The following is a 26,430-nucleotide window of genomic DNA, read 5'->3' as shown; positions in this document are numbered from 1 at the left end:
GGGCCGCACCTACGCCGCCGGGGCCGCCAAGGCAAGATTGTACCAGTTCGGCCATGGCGGCGCGCAATGATTTGTCTCGATCAGCCTGATCGGCCGCGTCTATTTCTGACAGGACCAACGCTCGTTCAGCGCCACGCTGACCAGCACCGACGCGGGCGCGGTGCGCTGATCGGGCCAGCGGTCAAGATAGGCGATGACGGTCTTGCGCGCTTCGTCCGCGCTCATCCTGTCGGGCCAGCAGACCGGTCGCGCCCGGCCGATGAACATGTCCTTGCGGATGCCGTCGACCACCCCGACGATATAGGCGGTGCAGGCCAGGCCATATTCGGGCGCCTTGTTGCGGCATTTGGCGAGCAGCGTCGCGCCCGTTTCGAACATATAGGCCTGCGCGCCCGCCGGCGCGGGGCTGCCGACCAGCAGGGCGGCGGACAGGAGCAACAGGCGCATCGTCAGCGTTGGTCTCATCGCGGGATCGGCCTTTCTCATGGCGCCGCCATGCACGCGGCCGCTTCCGATCGTCAGTCCTGGCGCTTCGCCGAAAAATCGAATGTCACCGCCACTTGCGGCGCCAGGCTGCCGCTGCTTTCGCCATTGCCTACGCCAAAGGCGGCGCGGCCGATGCTGGCGATACCGCGCACCCGGCGAGTCGCGCCTGCGCCCGACAGGCTGAAGCGGATGGTCTGTGGCTTCGACACGCCTTTCAGCGTCAGCGTGCCGTTTGCTTGATAGCGTCCCGGGCTGGTCGCCTCCGCGCCCTTGGCGGTGAAGGTCGCGGTCGGGTGAGCGGCGGCCGCCAGAAACTCCTCATTGGGCAGCATCCCGTCCTTGTACGCGTCGCCGACGCTGGCCGACGCCATGTCGATCGTCACCTGAATGTCGGCGGTTTCGGGACGATCGGGGTCCATGACGATGCGCGCGGCCCATTTGGAGAAATTGCCGCTGATCGTCTCGCCATCGTTGCCGACCGAAAAATGGATGGTGCCGCCGGGCTGCACGCTCCACGCCGCCGGCGCCGCCGCGACATTCTCGTCGGCCGCCTCGCTGCCATTGTCCGCCGCATTGGCGGCAGGGGCCTCAGGCGCAGCGGCGGCGGCGTTGATCGCCTGCGCCTCATTGCCCGCCGCCGTCCCCCAATCGGCGTCCGGCGCGCTCTCCGCCCCTGATGCAGGCGCGTTGCCCGCCGGAACGATGGCGCGCCCTATGACGAACCCGATCAGGATCAGCGCCGGCAGCGCCAGCAGCAGCGCGCGCGACCGGCCCGGCACCATGCGCCAGATCAGCCCGTCGCCGATCAGCAGATGATGACGCAATGCACCGGCGACATGCAGCAGGAACAGCGCGATGCCGATCCAGGCGATCAGGCCATGCCCATTTTCGAAGGCCTCATGCGCGCTCGCGGGCAGCGGCAGCGGCGGCAAGGGCAGGACGCCGAAGATCAGCGTCGGCACCTTGACCTTCGCGGTCGACACCAGCGCCCAGCCGGTCAGCGGCGCGGCCAGCATGAAGGCATAGAGCCCGAAATGCACGCCCGACGCCAGCGCGCCCTGCCAGCCGCCCTCCTTGGCGGGCGGGCGCGGCTTCCAGTAGCGTATGACGATGCGCAGGATGGTCAGCGCCAATATGGTGATGCCGACCGACTTGTGCAGCTGGTACAGCGCGAAGCCCCGCGCGCCCAGTCCGCCCAGCGCCCAGCCCACGGCGATCTGGAAAGCGAGCAGGGCGGCGATCGCCCAGTGCAGGATGATGGCGGCAAGGCTGTAACGCTGCGGCATGGCTGGTCCCCGACGATGAGCGCGCAAATTATGTCGAGTAAGCAATGATGTCCATCGGCATGACGCAAAACTCTGGGTTGCGGGCGGCCTCCCTTTACAATGGCATCTCGCGCTGCCGGCAAGGCGTCTCCCGCCGCCGACAGCGCCTGGCGCGCGCGTCTACTGCCCCAGCTCGATTGGCGGCAGCTCGGCAGCGGGCAGCGATGCGCCCAGCAGCTTCGCCAGCGTCGGCGCGATCGCGCGCATGTCGACCCGGCCCAGATCCTTGCCCGCCGCCACGCCCTTGCCCATCAGCAGCAGCGTCGCGTCCAGATTGGCCGGGCCGGGGAAATAGCCATGCATGCCCTTGACGCTGGCATGGCCGACGACCGGCGCGGCGGCGCCCCGGAAGATGTCGGTGACGAAGCCGGGCTTCAGGTTGACGGCGAAGCGCGCCTGCGGATTGCCGCCCATCGCCATCAGCGCGTCCTGATCGACGATCCTGTCGATGCCGTTTGCGGGGTTGGCCGCCAGCCGGTCGAGCAGCGCCTTCACGCGCGCCGCCAGCGCCCCGTCGCCGGGCCGCGCCAGCATGATCGCGGCCGACCCGCCCGCGATCCAGGGCATCGCCAGCCAGGACGCGACCTTGCCGTCGCGGTCCAGCGTGATGAGGCCTGCGTCGATGAAGGGGCGGTAGAGATTGATGGCCGTATGCGTCGCTTCGAATCCATGGTCGCTCACCAGCGCGATCACCGCGTCGGGATGCGCCCGCATTTCCGCAGCGACCAGGTCGCCGACTATCCCGTCGATCTTTTCCAGCACGGCCTTGGCCGCCGCCGATCCCGGCGCGCTGGCATGTTCCTCATGGTCGAGCGCGGCGAAATAGACGGTCAGGAAATCGGGCTTGTGCGCGGCGATCAGGGCGCTGGCGAAGCGCGCGCGATTCTGGTCCGCCGCCAGGCTTTCGTCGATGCCCATCGCATAGGGCTGTCCCACCACGGCCTCCAGCTGCGCCTTCAGCCCCGGCGTCGCCAGCGCGTCGAGCAGCCGTGCATCGTCGGCATGGCCCGTGCGCCAGATTTGCGGCAGGTTCCATGTCACGCCCTTCGCCGCGACGCTGACGGGCCAGTGGATATTGCCGGTGGACAGGCCGGCCTTTGTCGCCGCTTCCCACAGCATGGGCGTCCGCACATCCTGCGCATACCAGTACCAGCCGCCCTGGTTGATGCCCATCGGGTCGAAACTGTTGTTGGAGACGACGCCGTGGCGGGCCGGCGACACGCCGGACATCAGCGTGGTGTGGCTGGGATAGGTCAGCGTCGGCACCACGCCGGTGACGCCGGTCGCATGCGCGCCCTCCTTCACGAAGCGGCGCAGATTGGGAATGGACAGCCCGCGTTTGTCCGCCTCCAGCACGTCACCTGGCCGCAGCCCGTCGATCGAGATGAGGAGGACGGGCTCGGCCCGGGCGAGGGCCGGCACGGCCAGGGTCAGCGCCGAAGCGACTAGCGCGAATATCTTCACGATCATTTCTCCGTCCTGTGCCTCGGACGCGCCGGAACCTGCGTCCCGGCCTCGCTCGAAGCACAGGATATTCTGGTTCAGAAACCGGTCTTGAGCGTGGCGAAGAATTGCTGCGGCGCGCCCACCAGCAGGGTCTGCGCGTCGCCGCTATTGCCAAAGCCGCCCGACCCGATCGTGCCGACATATTTCTTGTCGAACAGGTTGGTTACATTCATCTGCACCTCGATCCGGTCGGTCAGGCGATAGCCGATCGACGCATCCACGATCACGCGACCGGGGACCGATGCGTCGTTGGTGTAGCTGTAATTGCGGCGCGACATGTAGTTGATGCCGACGCGGCCGAACGCCCGCCCGTCGTCATAGTTGAATTCGCCGCGCGCCATATGTTCGGGGCTGTCGACGACGGTCTTGTCCTTGATCGCCGCGACCAGCGTGCCGTCGGAGCTGTTGAAGACATCGTCGCGATAGGTCGCGTCGGTATAGCTGTAGGAGGCATAGACGCCAAAGCCCGACCCCAGCTTCAGGTCGCCCGCCGCTTCGAAGCCCAGCGCGCGCACGCCGCCGACATTCTGCAGCGCCGACGCCAGCCCCTGGATCGGGCTGCCCACCGTCACCGCCAGCAGCCGGTTGCGGAAATTGACCAGATAGGCGCCCAGCACGCCGTTGAACGTCGGCGTGTTGTAGCGCAGGCCCAGTTCATAGGTATCCGACTGTTCGGGCTTCAGATCGTCGCGGATCGCATCGAAGCCGATCTGGTTGGTCGAAAAGGGGCCGGTCGTGGTGGCGGACGCGAAGGCGCGCGTCACCTGGGTGAAGCCGCCGAAGATTTCCGCCTCGGGGCTCAATTCGACCGCGAAGCCGGCATGGGGCTGGAACCAGTCCTCTACCTTGATCTTCCCTTCGGGGAAGGTCGCCTGCACGATCGCTTCGGCTTCGTTGCTGACCTTGAAGCCCTTCCACCCCAGGTTGATCGTCACCATGCCCAGGTCGATCTTGTCCTGGACATGATATTGGAAGGTGTCGGTGGTGAAGTCGAATTCCCACTGGGTGAAGAAGGGGTTCTGCGGATAGTCGCGGAAGCTCAGACCCGGCTCGGTGCGACTGGCGAAGGCGTAGAAGCGCCGGGCCTGGTGGAACTTGTTATTCTCATACCAGGCGCCCGCGCTCAGCGTCTGGATGCCGAGCGTATAGTCGATGCTGCCGAAGACGCCGATCCGGTCCATGTCATATTCGGTCGTGCGCACCGACATCGGCACGCCATTGGGGCTGGGCGTATAGGGCGTCGCCCACAGCCCCATGCCGCTATTATTGTGATAATAGCCCTTGAGGCGGAAGGTCGCCGCCTCGCCGATCGGCGTGGTGACGCCGATCGCGCCCAGCCAGTCCTTGCGCAGGCCGGCCGCGTCATAATAGGCGTCGTCGGCGCTGGTGACATTGCCCGGATAGACCTGGCCGCCGGCCACCGACGCGCCGCTATAGTCGTACAGGCCGTCGGGGAAGGGCGACCCGCCGCTGTTGCTGATCAGATCGACGTCGTTCAGGCGGCTGGCATAGTCGATCGCGCGGGCATAGTCGGGGAATGTATTGTCCCAGTCCCAACCCAGGCGACGGATCATGTTCATCGACATGTCCTGATAATCCTGCTCGCGCCGGTCGGAATAGCTCAGCCATCCGTCGATGGTCGCGTCGCCGACCGGAATGATGACCTTGGCATTGCCCATATGCTGGTCCTGCGTGCCCTGGCCCTTCCACTTGTCGGTGGCGGCGGTGCCATAGGAGACATAGCCGCGCATGCCATCGCGCGTACCCAGCGCCAGCCGCGCGAAGGCGCGCCAGGTTTCGTCGCTGCCATAGGTGAGGTTGCCCTGGCCGGCCAGCGATCCGCCGTTCAGATAATCGGCCGGATCGGCGGAGAAAGTTTCCACCGTGCCGCCCAGATTGCCCGTCGCCTGGGTGCCGAGCGAGCCCGCGCCCTGGCTGACGCGCACGCTGCCGATATTTTCGCTGCTGATCGCGCGGGTGATGTGCAGGCCGTTGTGATTGCCATAGCTCATGTCGCCCAGCGGAATGCCGTCGAAGGTGAAGCCGAGCTGGTTCTGGTTGAAGCTGCGGATCGTGACGCGCTGCGACCATTCATAATTGCCGAACGGGTCGGCGGACTGGAAATTGACGCTGGGCAGCTTTTCGATGGCCTTGAGCGCATTGGTGCCCGGCGTCAGGGTGATGATGTCCTTGCGCGCGATTTCCTGCACCTGGCGCGTTTCGCCACGGCCAAAAACGATGATGTCGGCGCCCTCGGCCGGCGCATCGGCGGCGGGCAGGGCGTCCTGCGCAAGCGCCGGCGTCGCCGCCAACATGGTTGAAGCAAGCAAGCAAGCGTGAAGTGGCCGCATGATGATGTCCCCCTTGGACCCTGGACGGATCGCCGGGTCTGGCGGGGCACTAGCCTTGGGTTGTTGCAGCGCGGTGAGACATATTTGACGGATCGGCGAAATGGCCGTGACAGGGCCGTCATGATCCATTTTTGGCCATCCTGTGTCCAAAAGGTCGCACCCGCGCCATTTTCGCCGGCGCAATTGCATCGCCGGCGATGATGGCTATGGAAATGGGCAGATATTCCAAGGGAAAGCAGGACATGGCCAAACCCGAAAGCTGGCGGTTCAGCCCCGATGCCTATCGCTTCATCACGAGCATCGATACGCGCTTCCAGGATCTCGACACGATGGGCCACATCAACAATGTGGCGATTTCCGGCATCTTCGAAACCGCGCGCATCCGCTTCCACCATCATCTCGGCCGCCATCCGCAGGAACAGGGGGTGCGCTGGCTGGTGGCCAATGTGAACCTCAACTTCATCGAGGAATCGCACTTCCCCTATCCGTTCGAAGTCCATTGCGCGATCGGCCATATCGGCCGCACCAGCTGGACGATCAGCTCGGCGGGTTTCCAGAAGGGCGTGTGCGTCGCGACCTGCGACACCACGGTGGTCACCCATGGCGCGGAGGGGCGGCGCATGATCGACGACACGCTGCGCGAGGCGATGGAGCGCAATTTCCTGCGCAAGCCGGAATAGGCTAGGGGGGCAGGGGCGGCGAACCGCTCTTCCGCGCCGCGCAAAGCCTGCTAGGAAGCGCCATGCGCCTGCCCGGTCCGACCGAGATTTTCTGCCTGTTCGACGACGCGCGACGGCGCGGCCCCGCGCCCGCGCGCCTCTATCGCGATCCCGTCGCGATGATCGCCGCCTATCGCATGGACGAGGTGCAGCCTGCGCTCGACCGCATTGGCGAAGCCCGCAACGCAGGCCTGCATGCCGCCGGCTTCATCAGCTATGAGGCGGGTCTGGCCCTGGAGGAGCGGCTGGCGCCGATCGCGGCCAGGCGGGATGGGGACGGCGCGCCTTTGCTCTGGTTCGGCCTGTTTGAAGGGGTGCGGCGCATTCCGTCCACCAGCGTCCCCGGCCTGTTGCCCGATCCGGCGCAGGCCCGCGTCGGCGCGCTGCGGCCGCTGATCGACCAGGCGGACTATCGATCCGCCTTCGACGCGGTGCAGGCCTATATTGACGCGGGCGACATCTATCAGGTCAACTTGACCTTTCCCTGCGACATCCCCCTCGATGGCGATCCCATGGCGCTCTACGCCGCCATTCGCCCGCGCGCTGCGGCAGGGTATGGCGGCGTGATCCGCACCGGCGATCGCACCATCCTCTCCTTTTCGCCCGAACTTTTCTTCAGCCAGGTGCGCGGCCAGCTGACCGCACGGCCGATGAAGGGCACGGCGGCGCGGGACGCCGATCCGCAGGCGGACGCGGCGCAGGCGCGCTGGCTGGAGGAGGACGAAAAGCAGCGCGCCGAAAATCTGATGATCGTCGACCTGCTGCGCAACGACCTGTCGCGCGTGTCGCGCCCTGGCAGCGTGATTGTGCCCGACCTGTTCCGGGTGGAAACCTATCCCACCGTCCACCAGCTGGTGTCGACCGTGCGCGCGCGGGTGCTGCCGGGCCTGTCGCCGGTGGACGTGCTGCGCATCCTCTTTCCCTGCGGTTCGATCACCGGCGCGCCCAAGCTGCGGGCGATGGAGATCATCGACGCGGTCGAGCCGCATCCGCGCGGCGTCTATACCGGGGCCATGGGCTGGATCGATCCGGAAGGCGACGCCGCCTTCAATGTTGCCATTCGCACCCTTTGCGTCGAAGAAGGAAGCAACGTCGGACGGCTGGGGCTGGGTTCGGGCATCGTCGCGGATTCGCAAGGATCCTCCGAATGGGCGGAGTGCCTGGCGAAGGGCCGCTTCCTCACGCTGGCTTGACTTGGATATGCGCAGGGGCTTGAAATAAGGGCGATGGCATTGGCTGATGGACGGTTCGACCTGCTCGAAACCATGGCCTTCGATCCGCATGAGGGGATCCGGCTGCTCGAGCTGCATCTGGCGCGGATGAAGGCCAGCGCCGATGCGCTGGGCTTCGCCTTCGATCGGCACGATGTCCGTAATGAACTTCAGGCCGCGACCTTCCGCCTGCGCGACCGCAGCCGGGTGCGGCTGCTGGTGTCGCGCGGCGGTGCGCTCGCGATCGAGGTGCGCGCCCATCGCACCTGGCCGCAGGCGATCCTGCCGGTGGCGGTGGTGCCGCGCCAGGCGCCGGCGGACGATCCGCGGCTGCGGCACAAGACGACGGACCGCGCCCTCTATCGCGACGCGCTGCGCCGGGGCGGCACCTATGAGGTGCTGTTGACCGACGCGGAGGGTTTCCTGACCGAAGGCTGTTTTTCGACCCTGTTCGTGGAGCGCGGGGACAAGCTGGTGACGCCGCCGCTTCGCCGCGGCTTGCTGCCCGGCATATTGCGCCAGAGCCTCATAGAGATGGGCGAGGCGGTGGAGGGTGACCTGCGCATTCATGACCTGGAACGCGGCTTCTTCATCGGCAACGCCGCGCGCGGCATGGTGGCCGCGACGCTGGCGCGATAGCTGTCCCGACGATAGCAGGGCTTTGCCCCGCCAAAGCCATTGCCGCCCATCTGGCGGTTGCCCCTGCGTCCGTTGCGCACTAAGGGACGCCGCGTCCGCTTTTATTGCGGGCCTCGGGGACTTTTCAGAGAGAACATTGCCATGAGCCAGACTTCCGCTGCCCTCGGTCGCATCCAGCCGTCCGCCACGCTCGCCATGAGCGCCCGCGTGAACGCGCTCAAAGCCGAAGGCGTGGACGTCATTGGCCTGTCCGCCGGCGAGCCTGATTTCGACACGCCCGATTTCGTCAAGGACGCCGGCATCGCCGCGATCCGCAACAACCAGACGCGCTACACCGATGTCGACGGCACGGTCGATGTCAAGGAAGCGGTCGCCTTCAAGTTCAAGCGCGACAATGGCCTTGTCTACAAGCGCAGCCAGATCAGCGTGAATTCGGGCGGCAAGCACACCCTGTTCAACGCACTGATCGCCACCGTCGATGCGGGCGACGAAGTCATCATCCCCGCGCCCTATTGGGTCAGCTATCCCGACATCGTCAATTTCGCAGGCGGCACCCCGGTCTTCATCGAGGCGCCGGCGGCCCAGGGCTACAAGATCACGCCGGCGCAGCTCGACGCCGCGATCACGCCGCGCACCAAATGGGTGATGCTCAATTCGCCGTCCAACCCCTCGGGCGCGGCCTATTCGGCGGACGAGCTCAAGGCGCTGGCCGAGGTGCTGCTGCGCCATCCCCATGTGCTGGTGATGACCGACGACATGTATGAACATGTCTGGTACGCCTCCACCCCCTTCGCCACCATCGCGCAGGTCTGCCCCGACCTCTATGAGCGCACGCTGACGGTCAATGGCTGCTCCAAGGCCTTCTCGATGACCGGCTGGCGCATCGGCTTTGCCGGTGGTCCCGAATGGATCATCAAGGCAATGGGCAAGCTCCAGTCGCAATCGACCAGCAATCCCTGCTCGATCAGCCAGGCGGCGGCTGTCGCCGCGCTCACCGGCCCGCAGGATTTCCTGGAAGACCGCAACGCCGTGTTCAAGAAGCGCCGCGACATGGTCGTGGCCATGCTCAACGACGCGCCGGGCCTCGACTGCCCGACACCCGAAGGCGCCTTCTACGTCTATCCCGACGCCAGCGGCGTCATCGGCAAGACCACACCCAAGGGCGCGCTGATCGACAGCGACGAGGCGCTGATCGGCTATTTCCTGGATGAAGCGAAGGTCGCCGCGGTCCATGGCGCGGCCTTCGGCCTCTCGCCCGCCTTCCGCATCAGCTACGCCACGTCGGACGAGGTGCTGAAGAAGGCGTGCATGCGCATCCAGGAGGCCTGCGCCGCGCTGAAATAAGCGTTTGGCAAGGCATCCGCCGGAAAATCCGAGCCCCGGTGGAACCTTTCGGCAAAAACTAGAAACGGTCTTTTTCGCGTTGCGTCGTCTTGTCTTCGGCGCAGCGCGGTCTATATGCCCGTTGCGAACAAAAACTTAAATTCCGGCTGCGTTCGTCGCTCTGATTCCGGCCTTGGTCGAAAGCTGCTCCTGTGGCCGCGGCCGTTCAGTCAGGGGCAAGGCGCATGGGCATAGCGGGAAAGCCGGCACAACCGGCAGACTATGGTAGAAAGGCGTTGGCCATGATGGCGTTCCTCAAATCCGACCTGTTCCTGCGCTTCCTGGGCGGGTTCGCGATCGGCGCTATCGGCATGTTCATGATGCAGCCCGAAGAGCCGCCGATGTTCGGCAGCACCGCGGTTGCCGCGACCTCGACCGATAGTGCGTCCTTCTAAGCCCCTGGCTTCTAGGGCGCTGGCCCCCCTCATCCTGGCGGCGGTCGCCGTCGCCACCCCCACGCGCGCGGAACGCGTCGTGTCCGCCCCCGCACCCGTGCTCGACGCGGCGCCCACCCGCAAGCTGGAAACGGCAGTGTTCGCCGGCGGCTGCTATTGGGGCGTCGAAGGCGTGTTTTCGCACGTCAAGGGCATCAAGCTTGCCGTCGCGGGCTTTGCCGGCGGTCCGCGCAATCAGCGGGTCGACTATGCCAGGGTCAGCGGCGGGGACACCGGCTATGCCGAAGCCGTGCGCGTCACCTATGATCCCAAGCAGGTCAGCTATGGCACGCTGATGCGCATCTTCTTCTCGGTCGTTGCCGACCCGACGCTGCTGAACCGGCAGGGCCCTGATCGCGGCACGCAATATCGCAGCGCGCTCTTCCCGCTCAATGGCGAGCAGGAGCGGGCCGCGCGCGCCTATCTGGCGCAACTGGGCAAGAGCGGCCCGTGGCGCGACCCGATCGTGACGAAGGTCGAGCGCTTCACCGGCTTCCAGGATGCGGACCGCTACCATCAGGACTTCCTGCGCAAAAATCCGCGTCACCCCTATATCTTGCGCTGGGACGCACCTAAACTCGCCGCCTTCAAGTCGATGTACCCGTCATTGTATCGCGCGCAGCCATCAGCCTGACTTCTTGTTTGAAGCTGCCCTTGTCCTGAACAGCGCTGCGCCTACCTGAGGTCGGAACGACGTAGGAGGATGGGATGAGCGAAATGCGCAGCCGCAGGATTTTGACGACCTTGCAGGAGGACGGCCGTCTTGTCGTCGAACTGGCGGAGGAGAATCTGCCAGCACCCACAGGGCATGACATTGTTGTCCGCGTTGAAGCCGCGCCTATCAATCCATCGGATCTTGCTCTGTTGTTCGGCCCGGCCGACCTTGAAAATGCGGAATATTTTGACGGACATATCATCGCTCCGATGCCGGAGGGCGCGCGCCGGGCGATGGCCGCGCGGGTCGGGCAGGCGATGCCAGTCGGAAATGAAGGCGCGGGAACCGTCGTTGCGGCGGGAGAGGCAGCCGATGCACAGGCCTTGCTGGGCAAGACGATAGCCTGCGTCGCTGGCGGCATGTTTGCCCAATATAGGACGGTCGATGCCCGATCCGTCATCGTTCTGCCTGACGATGCCACGGCGGAGCAGGGGGCGTCCGCCTTTGTCAATCCTTTGACGGCGCTGGGCTTCGTCGAAACCATGAAGCGGGACGGGCATAATGCTATCGTTCACACAGCAGCGGCGTCCAATCTGGGCCAAATGTTGCTGCGCATCACGAAAGACGATGGCATCCCGTTGGTGAACATCGTGCGAAGCCCCGCGCAGGTTGCGATGCTGAAGGATATGGGCGCGGAGCATGTCGTCGACAGCAGCAGCGAGGGTTTCGCACAAGACCTGAAAGCGGCCCTGAAAGCAACGGGCGCGACGCTGGCCTTCGACGCGATCGGCGGCGGCCCGCTGGTCGGGCGGATATTGCACGCCATGGAACAGGTCGCATCGGACGGGCAGGACTATAATCGATATGGATCCAATAGCCGCAAGCAAGCCTATATTTATGGCGCGCTTGATACCGGGCCGACGATCCTGAACCGCAATTTCGGGTTCAGCTGGTCGGTCGGGGGCTGGCTGCTCTTCCCATTCCTGCAAAGCGTGGACGCGCATGTCGTCGAGCGCATGCGCGATCGGGTGCGGAGCGAACTGACCACGACCTTTGCAAGTCATTACAAGGCGCGCATCTCGCTGGAAGATGCCCTGACGCGTGACGCGGTGCTGACCTATAATGCGCGCCGCACAGGCCAGAAATATCTCTTATTGCCTCATGGATAGGGCGGGGGTGGCCGGGTTCGCAGCCAGACCTGCCCGCCAGTGAAGCGAGACATGCGATGATCGCATAGTGCGGCCAGGCACAGTGCGTGCCGCGCCAGTCTAGCGACGAACAACCAAAAAGGGGCGAGGTCTCGATCCAGACCTCGCCCCTTATTGGGCAATCCTGTCGAAATTGCCTATTTCGGCGCCAGCACCATCAGCATCTGGCGGCCTTCCATGCGCGGATAGGCTTCGACCTTGGCGATTTCCTGCACATTTTCCGCCACGCGCTGCAGCAGGTTCATGCCCAGCTGCTGGTGGCTCAGCTCGCGGCCGCGGAAGCGCAGGGTGATCTTCACCTTGTCGCCGTCTCCGATGAAATCATGCACCTTCTTCATCTTCGTATCATAGTCATGATCGTCGATGTTCGGACGCATCTTGATCTCTTTGAGTTCCTGCGTCTTCTGGGTCTTGCGGGCGATATTCGCCTTCTTCTGGGCCTCGTACTTGAACTTGCCGATGTCCAGGAACTTGCAGACCGGCGGGTCGGCATTGGGCGAGACCTCGACGAGGTCGAGCCCGACCTCATATGCCTGCTCGATCGCCTCCTGCGTAAACATCACACCGAGATTTTCGCCTTCATCATCGATCACGCGCACCTTGGGCACGTTGATGAACTCGTTATAACGGGGGCCGGACTTCGGCGGCGGCGCCATCGGGCGGCGCATCATCGGGGGACGTATAGCAATATCTCCTGTGGTCGTTACGAAAACGGACGGCTTTTAGCGGCTTTTTACAAAAGCCGAAAGGGGTGCGTGGTTCCGCCGTAGCGGAATCACGCACCCTTGCGGCATTTCTGCCTCACTGCATATCGGGTGCCAGCGCCTCTTTTTCAAGCCGGGCGATCACATCGTCCAGCGCGATGACGCTCTGGCCGTCCTTGCCCAGCTCGCGCAGCGCCACCGTGCCCTCGTCCGCCTCGCGCCGGCCTACGACCAGCAGATTGGGCACTTTCGCCAGGCTGTGTTCGCGCACCTTGTAGTTGATCTTCTCGTTGCGGATGTCGAGTTCGGCCCGGATTCCCGCCGCGCGCAGCTTCTCGACCGCTGCCCTGGCATAATCGTCGGCGTCCGACACGATGGTCGCGACCACGGCCTGCACCGGCGCCAGCCAGAGCGGGAATTTGCCGGCATAATGTTCGATCAGGATGCCGATGAAGCGTTCATAGCTGCCGAAGATCGCGCGGTGGAGCATGACCGGTCGGTGCCGCTCGCCATCCTCGCCGATATAGGCGGCGTCGAGTCGCTCGGGGAGCACGCGGTCGGACTGGAGCGTGCCCACCTGCCAGGTGCGGCCGATCGCGTCGGTCAGGTGCCATTCCAGCTTGGGCGCGTAGAAGGCGCCTTCGCCCGGCAATTCCTCCCAGCCATAGTCCGCGGTCGCCAGGCCCGCCGCGACGACGGCGTCGCGCAGTTCATTTTCCGCCTTGTCCCACATCTCGTCGCTGCCGAAGCGCTTTTCGGGGCGCAGCGCCAGCTTGATCGAATAGCGGAATCCGAAATCCTTGTAGATGCGGTCCGCCAGTTCGCAGAAGGCGCGCACTTCCTCGACGATCTGGTCCTCGCGGCAGAAGATATGCGCGTCGTCCTGCGTGAACTGGCGCACCCGCATCAGGCCGTGTAGCGCGCCATGCGGCTCGTTGCGGTGGCAGCAGCCATTTTCGTAGAAGCGCAGCGGCAGGTCGCGATAGCTCTTGATGCCCTGGCGAAAGATCAGGACATGCGCCGGGCAGTTCATGGGCTTGAGCGCCATCCAGTCCGCTTCGTCCGACACAAGCGGGCCTTCGTCGGCGATATTCGGCACCTCGTCGGGGATGACGAACATATTCTCGCGATATTTGCCCCAATGGCCCGATGCTTCCCACTGGCGGGCGTCCATCACCTGCGGCGTCTTCACCTCGCGATAGCCCGCATCGTCGATCGCGCGGCGCATATAGGCTTCCAGGCCGCGCCAGATGACATAGCCCTTGGGATGCCAGAAAACCGATCCGTGCGCTTCCTGCTGCAGGTGGAACAGGTCCATCTCCGCGCCCAGCTTGCGATGGTCGCGCTTGCCCGCTTCCTCCAGCCGCGTCAGATGGTCGGCCAGCTGCTTCTTGTTGAGCCAGCCCGTGCCATAGATGCGGGACAGCATCGCATTCTTCTGGTCGCCGCGCCAATAGGCGCCCGACACGCGCGTCAGCTTGAAGGCGGCCGGATCAAGCTTGCCGGTGGAGGCGAGGTGCGGGCCGCGGCACATGTCGTACCAGCTATCGGGCTCGCCCGGCGCGCCCGAATGATAGACGGTCAGTTCTTCGCCCTGCGGCAATTCGGCCGCCCATTGCGCCTTGAATGTCTCACCTGCCGCTTCCCACTTTGCGATCAGCGTATCACGGTCGATCACCTCGCGGCGCAGCGGCTTGTCGGCAGCGATGATCTCGCGCATCTTCGCTTCGATCGCGGGCAGGTCTTCGTCGGTGAAGGGGCGATCCTTGGGTGCGAAATCATAATAGAAGCCATCCTCGGTCGCCGGGCCGAAGGTGATCTGCGTGCCGGGGAACAGCGCCTGCACCGCTTCGGCCAGCACATGGGCGAAATCATGCCGCGCCAGTTCCAGCGCATCGGCCTCGTCCCGGCTCGTCACCAGCGCTAGCGTCGCGTCCTGTTCCAGCGGCCGGCCAATGTCGCGCAATTCGCCATCCACTCGCGCTGCGATCGCCGCCTTGGCCAGCCCCGGACCGATCGCCGCCGCAATATCCGCCGGAGTAGTGCCGGGCGCGACTTCACGCACGGAACCATCGGGCAGAGTGATTTTGAGCATGGCGGACACGATATGTCTTTCTGTTGAATGGGCTGGTCACGCGGCACGCATGGCCGCGCCTTCCCCTTAAATGGGCGGTCCTGCCTGTCAATAGAAGGGGCGGCTGCGCTGTCGCTCAACACTCTCGCGGTTGCTGCTGCGGCTCATCTGGAATGGCGGATCCCAACGTAGGGAGGGCCGATAGCGACATCATGTTCACAGCGGTTGACGCGCTGGCCTCTGGCATGCGCCAAGCCGCTCAGGCGTCAGCGATGACACCGACCGTTCGCAACCGATCCATTCAGCACCGACAAGCGGCGATTTAGCGCAAACAAGCAAAGTTTCTGTTGCATCCTTTTCTCTATCGGATAAATAGAGATTGTTCGCAAGGATGCTTTGGCCAGGCATCCGCGTCTTTGACGTGAACGGCCCGCGGCTTTTGAAGGGACGCAGCTTGCTCCGCGTGATCAACGGCTAAAGCGCACGATGCTCAGGCGACCACGTCAAGGATCGTGTTCCCCCCGCCAACAAGGGGAAATGACGATGCTCCTACCATATCATTTTTGTCCAAGTCGCCATTGCGACAAGCCCTGTGCAATCGGCCGTTTGCCATGGGCTGTCCGATAGGCTGATCAACGGACGCTTCGGAGCCACGGCTCGGTAGCGCTCCTTCGCTCTGCGCTTCCGGCACGCTGAAAAAGACTGCTTGGCATCTGCCCGCCAACCCACGCCCGCAATGCGCGGGCGGATACTGGCGCGCGCTCATCCCGCCTCGGTTCAGCAAGCGGCGGCTGCCGTGATCTGCCCTTCCATCCTCGACGGCGAGCCACCCTTCCAAAGACATGAATATCTCAGGGAAAAGACGTGACTTTATTGGCTTCAACTTCCGCTGTTCGATCGGCTCTGCACGCATTATCCACCTCGACCGCCTGCGTCGTGATCGCTCTCGCTACGCCTGCGATCGCAGTGGAGGGTGCCCCGTCGCCGGTCGACGCCGGATCTGCGGTAGAGGCAGAGGGCGCTGATATCACGGTAACGGCGCGCCGCCGCGATGAAGATGCGCAGAGCGTACCCATTGCGCTCAGCGTTGTGAGCGCGGACGCGCTAGACAAGACAGGCAACTTCACGCTGACGCAGGTTCAACAACTTGTGCCCAGCCTCCAGATTGTCAGCTTCAACCCGCGCAACACCAACGTCAATATTCGCGGGCTTGGCGCCAATGTCGCGCTTACCAATGATGGCCTTGAAAACGGCGTCGGCTTCTACCTCGACAATGTCTATTATGGTCGGCCTGGGCAATCACAGTTCGACCTTGTCGATCTGCAACAGATCGAGGTTCTGCGCGGTCCGCAGGGGACGCTGTTCGGCAAGAACACCACGGCCGGCGCGATCAACATCAGCAGCAAGCCCCCCAGTTTCACGTCCGAATTTTTCGGTGAGCTAAGCGCGGGCGATTACGGATATCACCAGCTGCGCGCATCCGTCTCCGCGCCGATCGTCGCTGACAAGGCCGCCTTCCGCCTGTCGATCGCCGACACCCACCGCGATGGTTTCCTGACCAACGTCCATGATGGGTCCAAGGCGCAGGATTACGATAACTTCTCGGTGCGAGGCCAGTTGCTGGTGACGCCGACGGATCGGTTGTCGATCCGCCTAATCGGCGACTATGCGCGTCAGAAGCAGCATTATGTCCTGAATATCCCGGTGGCCTATTTCGACACGTACGACAGTGGTGCGCTGATCCCGAATAATCTCGCCGCCCGCGTTGGCCGCGCCGGATATAGCTTGTTACCCGCCGACCCTTTCGCTCGGCGCGGAGACTCCGACGGTCACTACCAGGCATATATGAAAAGCTATGGCGGCTCTGCCCAGGTCGACTGGGATTTGGGCGCCGTCGCGCTGACCTCCGTCACCGCCTACCGCTGGTGGGACTGGGATCCCGCCAATGACGGCGACAGCACCGGCCTTCCAGTGGTGGTCAAGGCGCAACAGGCCAACCGTCAGCGCCAGTTCAGCCAGGAATTGCGGGCCGGATCGACTGGCACCAATGTCATCGACTGGACTGCAGGGCTCTATTATTTTTGGCAAACGGTACGCGGCCATGGCGCATCGGCCTATGGCGCCGCAGCCCCCAACTGGTTCCTCCCGACAGCCAACCCTGCCGCCGCCAATGCGGCGCTCAACGGCTTTGAAGCGAACAGCTATTCGGAGCCTGTTACCAAGAGCTATGCCGCGTTCGGCCAGGCGAACTGGCATATCAGCGAGCGCCTGATCCTGACCGCTGGACTGCGCTTCACCCATGAGGACAAGAGAGGGGTCTATCGTCAGGAATGGGTGGCGGGCACGGACCTTGCAACCCTGGCGCCGGCCGATGCCGCCGCTGTCACGGCGATCCGTAACCAGTTCAACCCGCGCACCAGCTACACCGTAGCCCTGAAGGATGACAGTCTGTCGGGCCTGGCGACGCTCAGCTGGAAAGTGGCGCCCGACATCCTGCTGTACGGCAGCTATTCGCGCGGGTCCAAGTCGGGAGGTCTCAACCTTACCAACATACCGACCGGGGCGGTGGCGCAGGTGAAGCCCGAAACGGTCGACAATGTCGAAGCGGGGATCAAGAGCCAATTTCTCGGTCGGACGCTCACCATCAACCTTGCCGGTTATTGGACGCAGGTCGCCAATTATCAGACGGCGATCACTGAACAGACGTCGCTGGGTTCGCTCGTCCAATATATCTCCAACATCCCGAAGGTGCGTTCGCGCGGGTTCGAGGGCGACGTCAGCTATGCGCCGAGCAAGTGGGTCGGCCTCACCGCGTCGGCCAGTTACACCGATGCGACCTACCTCAGCTACACCAATGCACCCCAGGCGCCTGAGCGCTCGGCAGCGCTCAACCCTACGCAGGACCTGAGCGGTCGGCAGCTGCCGGGCATCTCCAAATTCACCTATACGCTCGGCGCGGATGTCGCCCGGCCGGTACGGGGCGGCACTGTCGAGATATACGGCCATGCGGACTATTCACACCGCTCAACCTTCAACACCTCGTCCAGCAACAGCCGCCATGCGCAGGTGCCAGCCTATGGCCTGCTGAACGTCCGCGCTGGAATCCGCAACGCCGACGGTCGCTGGGACCTGTCGATATGGGCGCGCAACCTGGCCGACAAAGATTATTTTCAGGCGCTTTCGGCCGGCACTTTCGGCCTGGTGACGGGCACCATCGGCGATCCCCGCACGGTGGGCGCAACCTTCAAGACACGCTGGTGAGGAGACGCTGATGGCGACGCTCTATACTTCGCAAGGATTGGCCGTCGAGATTGGCCAAGGGCCCCAGGAAGGCCAGCTGAACGGCTGGCGGCTGGCCGGCTTCGCGTCGCTGGTCGCACCCATCTATGCCGCGCAGCTGCCGCTGGCGGTGCACCTGCCCGCGATCTATGCGCAGCAATTCCATCTGTCGCTGAGCGTGATCGGAGCGATCTTCCTTGCCGAGCGGCTGTGGGGCGCGTTCGCCGACCCGCTGGTGGGTGCTTTGAGCGACAGCACGCGCACGCGCTTTGGCCGGCGCAGGCCCTGGATTGTGGCTGGCGCGGTCATTTTCGGAGCTGCTACCGCCGCCCTCTATTTCCCATCGGCGCAACTCGTGACGCCGCTCTATCTTGGGGTGGCGCTTTTCGCCGTCTATCTCGGATCCTCGATGATCTCGATCCCGCATCTTGCATGGTCGGGGGAAATTTCGGGCGCCTATCACGAGCGGACGCGCATCCAGACATTCCATACCGTCGCCGGCTCCATAGCGCTGCTCGCCGTTCTTGTCCTGCCCACGATCATCGACCAGGTGAACCCGGCTGATGCGTCCCTCAAACTCGCGGCGATCGGCACGGTCGTGATAGGCAGCCTCGTCGTCGCGCTGCCGCTGACGCTGCGATCCTTCCCTGAGCCTGATCTCCCGGTCGCTCCGCGCCAGCGGCTGGCGTTCGGCGACACAGTCACGGTCCTTCTGCGCGACCCGCTGCTGCGCCGGGTGCTGCTGTCCGACTTCGCCGTCACCATCGGACAAAGCACGCGCGGGGGACTGATCGTCTTCTTCGTGACCTTCTACATGGGCCTGCCGCAATGGGCGAGTGGCCTATTTCTTTTCCAGTTCATCTTCGGCGTGGTCGCCGGGCCGATCTGGGCGCAGATCGGCTATCGTATCGGTAAGCATCGCGCGGCGGTCGCCGGGGAACTGGTGCAGGTTGCGACCAATCTGGGGCTGTTTTTCGTAGTGCCTGGCCAGATCGGCCTGGTGTTGGCGCTGACGATGGCGCAGGGGCTGGCGCAGGGATCGGGCAACCTCATGCTCCGGTCCATGGTCGCCGATGTCGCCGACGCCCATCGCCTGCGGACTGGGCAGGATCGTACGGCGCTCTTCTTCTCGGCCTTCAGCCTTTCGGCCAAGGCCGGAATGGCGGTCGCAGTCGGCGTTGCCCTGCCGCTGGTCGCCTGGCTGGGGTTCGATCCCAAGGCAGCCACCAATTCGCCCGAAGCCTTGCGCGGCCTGCTCTGGGTCTTCGCGCTCGGCCCGGCGATCGCCCACCTTGTTTCCGCGGCGCTCGTACACGGCTTTCCACTGACGCAGGCGCGCCACGCCGACATCCGCCGCGCCCTCGCCGAACGTGACGCGGTGCCAGCCGAATAGCTGCTCCAACCCCCAAGTCGAAGCCCAAGGAGAAAGTGACATGACTGATCTCATCCATAACTTCGTTAACCACGCTGATGCGGACAGCCCGCTCGACATCGTCCCGGTCGCCGGTCGCATCGGCGCCGAGGTGCGCGGCATTGCGCTGTCGGGCGATTTGGACGCAGGAACTGTGGCGGCGTTGCAGGCCGCGCTTGCCCGGCACAAGGTTCTGTTTTTCCGCGAGCAGCACGCGCTGGATGACACCCGTCACGAAGGCTTTGCCGCCTTGCTCGGCGAACCGGTGGCGCATCCGACGGTTCCGGTGGCGGAAGGATCGCGGTACCTGCTCGAACTGGATTCTAAAGAAGGCTATGCGGCGTCAAGCTGGCATACCGACGTGACCTTCGTCGAAGCCTATCCCAAAGCGTCAATCCTGCGCGCCATCACCGTGCCGGCCGCTGGCGGCGACACGCTTTGGGCCAATGGCGCGACAGCCTATGAAGAGCTGCCCGAAGCGCTGAAGACGCTGGTCGACACGCTTTGGGCGGTGCACAGCAATAAATATGACTATGCTCATGCGCTAGGCAGCAAGGATGCGGCGCGCAGCGAGGAATATCAGAAGATCTTCGCCTCGACCGTCTATGAAACGGAGCACCCCGTCGTGCGCGTCCACCCCGAAACCGGAGAGCGCAGCCTGCTTGTCGGCCATTTCGTGAAGCAGTTCGTCGGCCTCAACAGTGCGGATTCACAGCGGCTCTTCTCCATCCTTCAGGATCACATCACCAAGCCGGAAAATACGGTGCGCTGGCGCTGGGCGGTCGGCGACGTCGCCATCTGGGACAATCGCGCCACGCAGCATCGCGCGATAGCCGATTTCGGGCTTCAGCGTCGCACCTTGCGCCGCGCCACGGTGGCCGGCGACGTGCCGGTGGCGATCGACGGCCGCCGCAGCCGCACCATCAGGAAAGAACGGCAGGCAGACCTCGTCCCCGCCGAATGACCAGCGCGCGTGCCGGCGGGTCCGCCCGCGCGCGCGACATCCGGGGCTGCGTCTGCCTGGAGCGCAGCCCCTTACTCACCTTCCTGGAGTCCTCATGCACCATCGCTTTCGCCCCATTCTTTCCCTTGCCGCCGCGCTGCTCGGTGCAGCTCCACCGGGCGCGGTGGCGGCTGCCGAGCGGGAACGGCCGAATTTTCTGATTATCGTCGCGGATGATCTGGGCTATTCCGACCTCGGCGCCTTCGGTGGCGAGATCGCCACGCCCAATCTCGATGCGATTGCGAATGGGGGCACGAAGCTGACCGGTTTCCATACCGCGCCAACCTGTTCGCCCACTCGTTCGATGCTGCTGACCGGCACCGACAACCACAAGGCTGGCCTCGGTTCCATGGCAGAACTGCTCGCGCCCAACCAGAAGGGGAAGCCGGGGCACGAAGGCTACCTGCGCGGCGATGTTGCCTCCCTGGCCGAACTGCTCGGCGCGGGCGGATATCGCACGCTTTTCTCGGGCAAATGGCACCTCGGCCTGGCGCCTTCGCAGGATCCGCATCTGCGCGGTTTTCAACATAGTTTCGCGCTGCTGCAGGGCGGGCATAATCATTTTGGGAAGAACCTGTCCGCCGATCCGGCCAAGGGCTTCACCTACACCCGCGACGGCAAGGTGCTTGAAGGCCTGCCGGCCAATTTCTACTCCTCCGATTATTTTGCTGGCCAGTTGATCGACCAACTGAAGGACAGTGCGAAAGCAGAAGGGGGGAAGAAGCCCTTCTTTGCCTATCTCGCCTTCACCGCGCCGCACTGGCCCCTGCAGGCCCCGCGCGAGGACATCGCCCGATACAAGGGCCGCTACGATGCCGGTTTCGACGTGCTGCGCGCGCAGCGGCTGGAGCGTCAGGCGCAATTAGGCCTAATTGATCCCGCCGTGGTGGCGCACGTTCCAATCCTTAAAAACGGGAGTTGGGATTCGTTGACCGCGCAAGAGAAGCGCAGCGCAGCGCGGGACATGGAGATCTATGCCGCCATGGTCGATCGGATGGACCAGAATGTCGGGCGCGTGATCGATGCGCTCAAGCGCAGCGGAGACTATGACAATACCGTCATCCTCTTCCTCGCCGACAATGGCGCGGAGGGCATGGACGTCGAAAAAGGCAGTTTGCCGCAGATCCGGCAGGCCGTGCAAAACGCCGATAACAGCCTCGACAATCGCGGGAACGCCAGCAGCTATATCGGGATCGGCCCAGGCTGGGCACAAGCGGCTACCGCGCCGTCCTGGCTTTACAAGGCCTATGCAACCGAAGGGGGCACTCATACGGTGGCGTTCACCGGTTACAAAGGGTTTACGCGCAAGGGTGTCGCCCCGGCCTTCACTCATGTCACCGATGTCGTGCCGACCCTGCTAGATCTCGCCCATGTTCCCCAGCCGGGCACTCGATTTCAGGGTCGAGCGGTCACCCCGATCCGTGGCAAGAGCTGGGTGCCCTATCTGACGCATAGCGCGAGCCTCGTCCATGCGGGGAATGAACCGATCGGGACCGAATTGTTCGGATCGCGCTCCTTGCGCCTGGGCGACTGGAAGATCATGGATCTTGGCGACGGGGTCTGGCGGCTGTTCGACGTGGCCCGGGATCCGGGCGAAACGCAGGATCTGTCGCTGGTCGAAGCCGAACGGAAAGAAAAGCTGATCGGCGCGTGGGAGGCTTATGCCAGGGATGTCGGCGTCATCCTGCCCGATAAGCAGCTCTACCGGCCATGAGCTGTTGCCCGCCGCCTATCGCCCGTCGCCATATCGACGCCAAGCCCGCAACCAGCGGACGCGGCCCGTGCGTGGATCATGACTGGATATCCGTTCCGGCCGGAACCTACCGGCTGGGCGGAGAGGATGACGATGCCAATCCGCAGGACGGCGAAGGTCCGGTTCGCAACGTCCTGTTGTCCGACTTCGCCATAGCCGCGACGACCGTCACCAATGGACAGTTCGAGGCCTTCGTGAAAGCGACCGGATACAGGACCGAGGCTGAATCGATCGGCTGGTCGTTCGTGTTCCATGATCTCGTCTCGCCGACCGCCAGGAAACGCGGGAAACGCGTGGATGGCCTGAACTGGTGGATAGCGGTCGACGCTGCCTGCTGGCGCTGGCCAGGGGGCCGCGGCAGTCACATAGCGGACAGGAGGGATCACCCGGTCGTCCACATTTCCTGGAACGACGCGGTCGCCTATTGCATGTGGTCGGGGACGCGGCTGCCGACCGAAGCGCAATGGGAAGCGGCGGCGCGCGGCGGCCTCGTCGGGGCGAAGTTCCCCTGGGGCGACGAGCTTTCGCCGGAAGGTCGCCATATGTGCAATGTGTGGCAAGGTCGCTTCCCCGTCGAAGACAGTGCCCAGGACGGATTCCACGGCACGTCCCCGGTCCGCAGTTTCCCGCCCAACGGATATGGATTGTACGACATGGCCGGCAACGTTTGGGAATGGTGTGCGGACTGGTTCGGCACGAACCCGGCAACACGCGCCGGGCTTGATCCTGTCGGCCCGGCGACAGGGACGGCGCGAGTCATGCGCGGAGGATCTTTTTTATGCCACGAAAGCTACTGCAACCGCTATCGCGTCGCCGCCCGGACGAGCAATGAACCCGACAGCGCCAGTTCCAATATAGGCTTCAGGGTAGTCGCGGAGGCTTGGCCGGGCTAAAGCCGCGACGCGGTCTCGCTCAACTCGAATGACTGCTATGAAATGACTCCGACATTCGCACGGTAGAAGCAGACCAATGCCGCATCGTTCGGAGCCGCTCGTCCCGACATCGGCCGCGCGCATGGCGCGGCGGATCGAATGGCCGTCCGCGCAAGCGCGCCGGCGTTCGACAACATGTGGCGACGCATCTTCATTGTGAAGTCCGCGATCCGCGTAAATCCTTCCGGATGAGCGAGTCTAGCGAAACCCGGGAAAATCAGCGATTTTATCGGATGTCTGCGGACGTCTCTGGAAGGAGAAATGGAGGCCCGAGCCGGGCTTCCAGAAATACGGATTTACGCGGGCTCCAAACGTCTAACAAGCAATTTTCGGGGCACGGAATATCAGGCGGTTGCGTGCCGACTGTCTAACCTTCCGGCCGCTCCCCCTGGCCTGAAACGAAACGCCCCCGCTTCGGCTGGCACCGAGGCGAGGGCAGACCATTCCATAGCGGCGGATTGGCGGGCGAACCCTACCGGAGACGGGAGGGCGGCGCAATGACGGACCTCAAGAGCATCGCCCGCGCCATGGGCGGCGAGGTGAACGGCAAGCTGGCGTGCTTCCCGACTCCCGGCCATAGCAAGCGGGATCGCGGTTCGACTGCCGAGCTGGTGGCGAGCGCCCCGGACGGCGTGCTGATCCGCTCCTACAACGGCGGCGATCCTCTCGCGATCAAAGACGAGCTGCGCGCCAAGGGCGTGCTCCCTGAGCGCGAGACGCGACAGAGCGGCAACGACAATGGCAACGGGAGCGGCTGGCGCTGCACCGGCACCTATGAATATGACGATGGCGCGGGGCAGGTAATCTACCGCACGCGCCGGCTGGAGCGCACCGGGAGCAAGAAACGCTTTGTCGCGGAGCGGCTGGAGGGCGGCACCTGGGTTTCCGGCCTGGGCGACGTTGACCGCCTGCCTTACCGATTCACCGATCTATGCCAAGCGGCCGAGCGCGCGCGGGCGGCGGGCGATCCTGAACCGCTGATCTACTTCGCGGAGGGCGAGCGCAAAGCCGACAAGCTGGCAGGCTGGGGCTTCCTCGCCACTGCTATCGCGTTCGGCTGCAAGGGCTGGCGCGAGGAATACGCGGAAGCCTTTCGGGGCTCCACCGTCATCATCCTTCCCGACAATGACGATCCCGGCCGCCAGTTCGCCGCGACGGTGAAAGCCTCGATCGAGGAATATGGCGGCACCGCGCATGTGATCGAGCTGCCCGGCCTTCCCGCTGGTGGCGATATTGTGGATTGGACGGGCACGGCAGACGATCTTCGCGCGCTCACCGACAAGGCGCTTGGTGGGAGCCTGCTGCCCCTGCCGACGCTGGACCTTGCCGAGCTGGCGACACAGCGCGCCAAGGCCAAGCGGTTCGCGATCGAGCAGCTCGCGCCTGAGGGCGAGGTGACGCTTGGCACCGGCCCCGGCGCGGGCGGTAAGAGCCTGCTATCGCAACAGCTCGCCACGGCTGGCGCGGCTGGCGTTCCCTGCCTGGGCTTGAACGTGCAGCCCGGCCCGACGCTCTACCTCACTTGCGAGGATAGCGCGGAGCAACTGCACTGGCGGCAAGAGCACCTATGCGCGTCAATGGGCGTGGATATGGCGAGCCTTGCCGGCAGGCTGCACCTGGTAAGCCTGAGGGGCGCGCTCGACAACGAGCTGTGCACCTTCACCCCTGAGGGCGCATTGAAGCCGGCATCGGCCTATCACCGGCTTGTCGCCATGGTGCAGGCGACCGGCGCTAAGCTGGTTTTCCTCGACAACGTGGCGCACCTCTACCCGGACAACGAGAACGATCGCGCCAAGGTGACGCGGTTCGTCAATCTGCTGAACCGGCTGGCTGGCGAGACGGGCGCGGCGATCGTGCTGCTAGGCCACCCGAACAAGAGCGGCGATAGCTATTCCGGCTCGACTGCCTGGCTCAATGCCGTGCGCTCGCAATTCACAATCGACCATGACCGAGACGCGGACGGGACCATCCTCGATCCCGACGCGCGCGTGCTCAGCGTGGGCAAGGCCAACTATGCGCGCAAGGGCGACCTTCTGCGCTTCCGCTGGCACGAATGGGCCTACGTGCTGGAGGACGATCTACCGACCGACACCCGCGCGGAGCTGGCGGAGACGATCAAGGCCAACGGCGAGAACGCGGCGTTCATGGCTTGCCTGCAAGCGCGCGCTGCCCAGGGCGAGGGCCGCGAGGTTGGACCGTCGCCCGGCCCCAACTACGCCCCGGCTCAGTTCGAGGGGATGCCTCAAGCGAAGGGCTACCGCAAAGCGGCGCTCAAGCGGGCCATGGATCGCCTCTTTATGATCGGCCGTATCGAGGCTGTGACGATCGAGCGACCGGGCAAATCAGCCCGGAAAACGATCCTCCGGGAAGTCCCCGAAGGCTCCCCTAACGCCTTCCCGAACGCCTCCCGAACACCATTCCCGAACGTCCCCGAACCCCCGCCCGAACGCTCCCCCGAACACACTCTAGATACTACGTATCAAACGGGCGCGGCCCACTGGCCCGCCGCGCCCGATGACGATGATTTGGATTGGGGCGAGGAAGCGGCGGAATGACAGCCGCCCGAACCGCTCGCCTGATCGCGCGTGAGCTATCCCGGCTCCGCCCCGATTGGCGCGACCCCGAACGCTATTTCGAGAACAGGCAGGAGATCGAGCACGCCTTGCGCCGGCTCGCCCGCACGCTGGAGGAAACCCGATGAACCCTATCACTGAGCAACTGGCGGCGATGGGGCCGCAAGCCCTGGAGGGCGCATTGATCGCGCTTGATGCCGTCTCCCGTCCGCTCACCGTGCGTGAGATCGAGGCGGCCATGGTGGGCAAGGGCGTCTCCCGCTCTCAGCGCAAGATACTGAGCAAGGCGATCGAGCGCCTGCATATCATCGCAGTCGTGGGGCCCGAGCATGGCTGATTGGCCCTACAACACCGCCAACTGGAAGCGGCTCCGCACCGCGCACCTTCGCGCCTTCCCGTTCTGTGAGGGGCACAAGGCCATGGGCTCGCCCTATGTCATCGCCAACACGGTGGACCATCGCGTGCCGATCAGTGAGGGAGGGCCTGCCTTCCCTGGGCATGATGGGCTCGCGAGCTATTGCCCAGCCTGTCACTCTGCAAAGACGGCACGCGGCACCGAGGCAGGGGCAGTGCGATCAGGCAAGCCCAGGCGCGGGTGCGATGCCGAGGGCAACCCGCTCGACCCGTCGCACCATTGGAAATCGCTCAGGGCTGACCCCGTAGGACCGCCGCCGAACCTTCAAAATCAATTAGTTTCTAAAGGTAACTGCGATGGGTAAGCGCGGACCCGGTGCCGGCCGCCTGAGGGCCGCCGCGCAAGCTGCACCCGCGACCGTTTCGCACC

General features: G+C 64.5%; 22 protein-coding genes. 16 read left to right on the top strand and 6 right to left on the bottom strand.

Features of this window, described 5'->3' with window-relative positions; genetic code table 11:
- Positions 1 to 99: 99 nt before the first annotated feature.
- From ACGGKE_RS08730 to ACGGKE_RS08715, 4 genes are all read right to left on the bottom strand, one after another.
- Positions 100 to 465 (bottom strand): Rap1a/Tai family immunity protein, encoded by a 366-nt coding sequence (locus tag ACGGKE_RS08730; protein ID WP_394437061.1) that lies wholly within the window; start codon positions 463 to 465, stop codon positions 100 to 102.
- Between the two features lie 53 nt (positions 466 to 518).
- On the bottom strand, positions 519 to 1,772 hold the full coding sequence (locus tag ACGGKE_RS08725; protein WP_394437059.1) for a YceI family protein: 1,254 nt from the start codon (positions 1,770 to 1,772) through the stop codon (positions 519 to 521).
- Between the two features lie 159 nt (positions 1,773 to 1,931).
- The gene (locus ACGGKE_RS08720) at positions 1,932 to 3,275 is read right to left on the bottom strand and encodes an alkaline phosphatase family protein (RefSeq protein WP_394437057.1); all 1,344 of its coding nucleotides are present in this window, start codon (positions 3,273 to 3,275) and stop codon (positions 1,932 to 1,934) included.
- 77 nt (positions 3,276 to 3,352) lie between these two features.
- On the bottom strand, positions 3,353 to 5,668 hold the full coding sequence (locus tag ACGGKE_RS08715; RefSeq protein WP_394437055.1) for a TonB-dependent receptor: 2,316 nt from the start codon (positions 5,666 to 5,668) through the stop codon (positions 3,353 to 3,355).
- A 242-nt stretch (positions 5,669 to 5,910) separates the two neighbouring features.
- Here ACGGKE_RS08715 and ACGGKE_RS08710 point away from each other — a divergent pair, with 242 nt between their 5' ends.
- From ACGGKE_RS08710 to ACGGKE_RS08680, 7 genes are all read left to right on the top strand, one after another.
- Positions 5,911 to 6,348, top strand: a complete 438-nt coding sequence (locus ACGGKE_RS08710) for an acyl-CoA thioesterase (RefSeq protein ID WP_394437053.1) — start codon at positions 5,911 to 5,913, stop codon at positions 6,346 to 6,348.
- Between the two features lie 62 nt (positions 6,349 to 6,410).
- Complete coding sequence (pabB, locus tag ACGGKE_RS08705) at positions 6,411 to 7,580, top strand: aminodeoxychorismate synthase component I (RefSeq protein ID WP_394437051.1); 1,170 nt, start codon at positions 6,411 to 6,413, stop codon at positions 7,578 to 7,580.
- A gap of 33 nt (positions 7,581 to 7,613) precedes the next feature.
- Positions 7,614 to 8,237: an aminotransferase class IV gene (locus ACGGKE_RS08700; protein ID WP_394437049.1), complete on the top strand. Its 624-nt coding sequence runs from the start codon at positions 7,614 to 7,616 to the stop codon at positions 8,235 to 8,237.
- Between the two features lie 141 nt (positions 8,238 to 8,378).
- Positions 8,379 to 9,581: a pyridoxal phosphate-dependent aminotransferase gene (locus ACGGKE_RS08695; protein WP_394437047.1), complete on the top strand. Its 1,203-nt coding sequence runs from the start codon at positions 8,379 to 8,381 to the stop codon at positions 9,579 to 9,581.
- 281 nt (positions 9,582 to 9,862) lie between these two features.
- Entirely contained in the window at positions 9,863 to 10,015 is a 153-nt protein-coding gene (locus ACGGKE_RS08690; protein WP_394437045.1) for a hypothetical protein, read from the top strand.
- 19 nt (positions 10,016 to 10,034) lie between these two features.
- Positions 10,035 to 10,688: a peptide-methionine (S)-S-oxide reductase MsrA gene (gene msrA / locus ACGGKE_RS08685; protein ID WP_394441843.1), complete on the top strand. Its 654-nt coding sequence runs from the start codon at positions 10,035 to 10,037 to the stop codon at positions 10,686 to 10,688.
- 74 nt (positions 10,689 to 10,762) lie between these two features.
- Positions 10,763 to 11,878: a zinc-binding dehydrogenase gene (locus tag ACGGKE_RS08680; RefSeq protein ID WP_394437043.1), complete on the top strand. Its 1,116-nt coding sequence runs from the start codon at positions 10,763 to 10,765 to the stop codon at positions 11,876 to 11,878.
- A 176-nt stretch (positions 11,879 to 12,054) separates the two neighbouring features.
- On the opposite strand, the gene infC is transcribed toward ACGGKE_RS08680, so the two are convergent.
- Both infC and thrS read right to left on the bottom strand, forming a co-directional pair.
- Positions 12,055 to 12,588 (bottom strand): translation initiation factor IF-3, encoded by a 534-nt coding sequence (infC, locus tag ACGGKE_RS08675; protein ID WP_228165885.1) that lies wholly within the window; start codon positions 12,586 to 12,588, stop codon positions 12,055 to 12,057.
- A gap of 130 nt (positions 12,589 to 12,718) precedes the next feature.
- Complete coding sequence (gene thrS, locus ACGGKE_RS08670) at positions 12,719 to 14,716, bottom strand: threonine--tRNA ligase (protein WP_394437040.1); 1,998 nt, start codon at positions 14,714 to 14,716, stop codon at positions 12,719 to 12,721.
- A gap of 915 nt (positions 14,717 to 15,631) precedes the next feature.
- On the opposite strand from thrS, the gene ACGGKE_RS08665 reads away from it, so the two are divergent.
- From ACGGKE_RS08665 to ACGGKE_RS08625, 9 genes are all read left to right on the top strand, one after another.
- A complete protein-coding gene (locus ACGGKE_RS08665; RefSeq protein ID WP_394437038.1) occupies positions 15,632 to 17,956 on the top strand; it encodes a TonB-dependent receptor in 2,325 nt (774 codons plus the stop codon).
- Between the two features lie 10 nt (positions 17,957 to 17,966).
- Positions 17,967 to 19,367, top strand: coding sequence for an MFS transporter (locus ACGGKE_RS08660; RefSeq protein WP_394437036.1), 1,401 nt, complete (start codon positions 17,967 to 17,969; stop codon positions 19,365 to 19,367).
- 40 nt (positions 19,368 to 19,407) lie between these two features.
- A complete protein-coding gene (locus tag ACGGKE_RS08655; protein WP_394437034.1) occupies positions 19,408 to 20,349 on the top strand; it encodes a TauD/TfdA dioxygenase family protein in 942 nt (313 codons plus the stop codon).
- 94 nt (positions 20,350 to 20,443) lie between these two features.
- Positions 20,444 to 22,102, top strand: a complete 1,659-nt coding sequence (locus ACGGKE_RS08650) for an arylsulfatase (RefSeq protein ID WP_394437032.1) — start codon at positions 20,444 to 20,446, stop codon at positions 22,100 to 22,102.
- The gene (locus ACGGKE_RS08645; protein ID WP_394437030.1) at positions 22,099 to 23,034 is read left to right on the top strand and encodes a formylglycine-generating enzyme family protein; all 936 of its coding nucleotides are present in this window, start codon (positions 22,099 to 22,101) and stop codon (positions 23,032 to 23,034) included. Before ACGGKE_RS08650 ends, ACGGKE_RS08645 begins: the two co-directional genes overlap by 4 nt.
- A 536-nt stretch (positions 23,035 to 23,570) precedes the next feature.
- A complete protein-coding gene (locus ACGGKE_RS08640) occupies positions 23,571 to 25,628 on the top strand; it encodes an AAA family ATPase (RefSeq protein WP_394437028.1) in 2,058 nt (685 codons plus the stop codon).
- The gene (locus ACGGKE_RS08635) at positions 25,625 to 25,774 is read left to right on the top strand and encodes a hypothetical protein (RefSeq protein WP_020821228.1); all 150 of its coding nucleotides are present in this window, start codon (positions 25,625 to 25,627) and stop codon (positions 25,772 to 25,774) included. The genes ACGGKE_RS08640 and ACGGKE_RS08635 overlap by 4 nt, the downstream gene beginning before the upstream one ends.
- Positions 25,771 to 25,983: a hypothetical protein gene (locus ACGGKE_RS08630; RefSeq protein WP_095686998.1), complete on the top strand. Its 213-nt coding sequence runs from the start codon at positions 25,771 to 25,773 to the stop codon at positions 25,981 to 25,983. Before ACGGKE_RS08635 ends, ACGGKE_RS08630 begins: the two co-directional genes overlap by 4 nt.
- Positions 25,976 to 26,365 carry an HNH endonuclease gene (locus tag ACGGKE_RS08625; RefSeq protein WP_394437025.1) on the top strand — a complete coding sequence of 130 codons (390 nt, stop codon included), beginning with the start codon at positions 25,976 to 25,978 and terminating at the stop codon, positions 26,363 to 26,365. Before ACGGKE_RS08630 ends, ACGGKE_RS08625 begins: the two co-directional genes overlap by 8 nt.
- Positions 26,366 to 26,430 lie beyond the last annotated feature (65 nt).

Source organism: Sphingobium naphthae, assembly GCF_043589935.1.
Taxonomy (GTDB): domain Bacteria; phylum Pseudomonadota; class Alphaproteobacteria; order Sphingomonadales; family Sphingomonadaceae; genus Sphingobium; species Sphingobium naphthae_A.
This window is presented reverse-complemented; position numbering and strand designations above follow the sequence as displayed.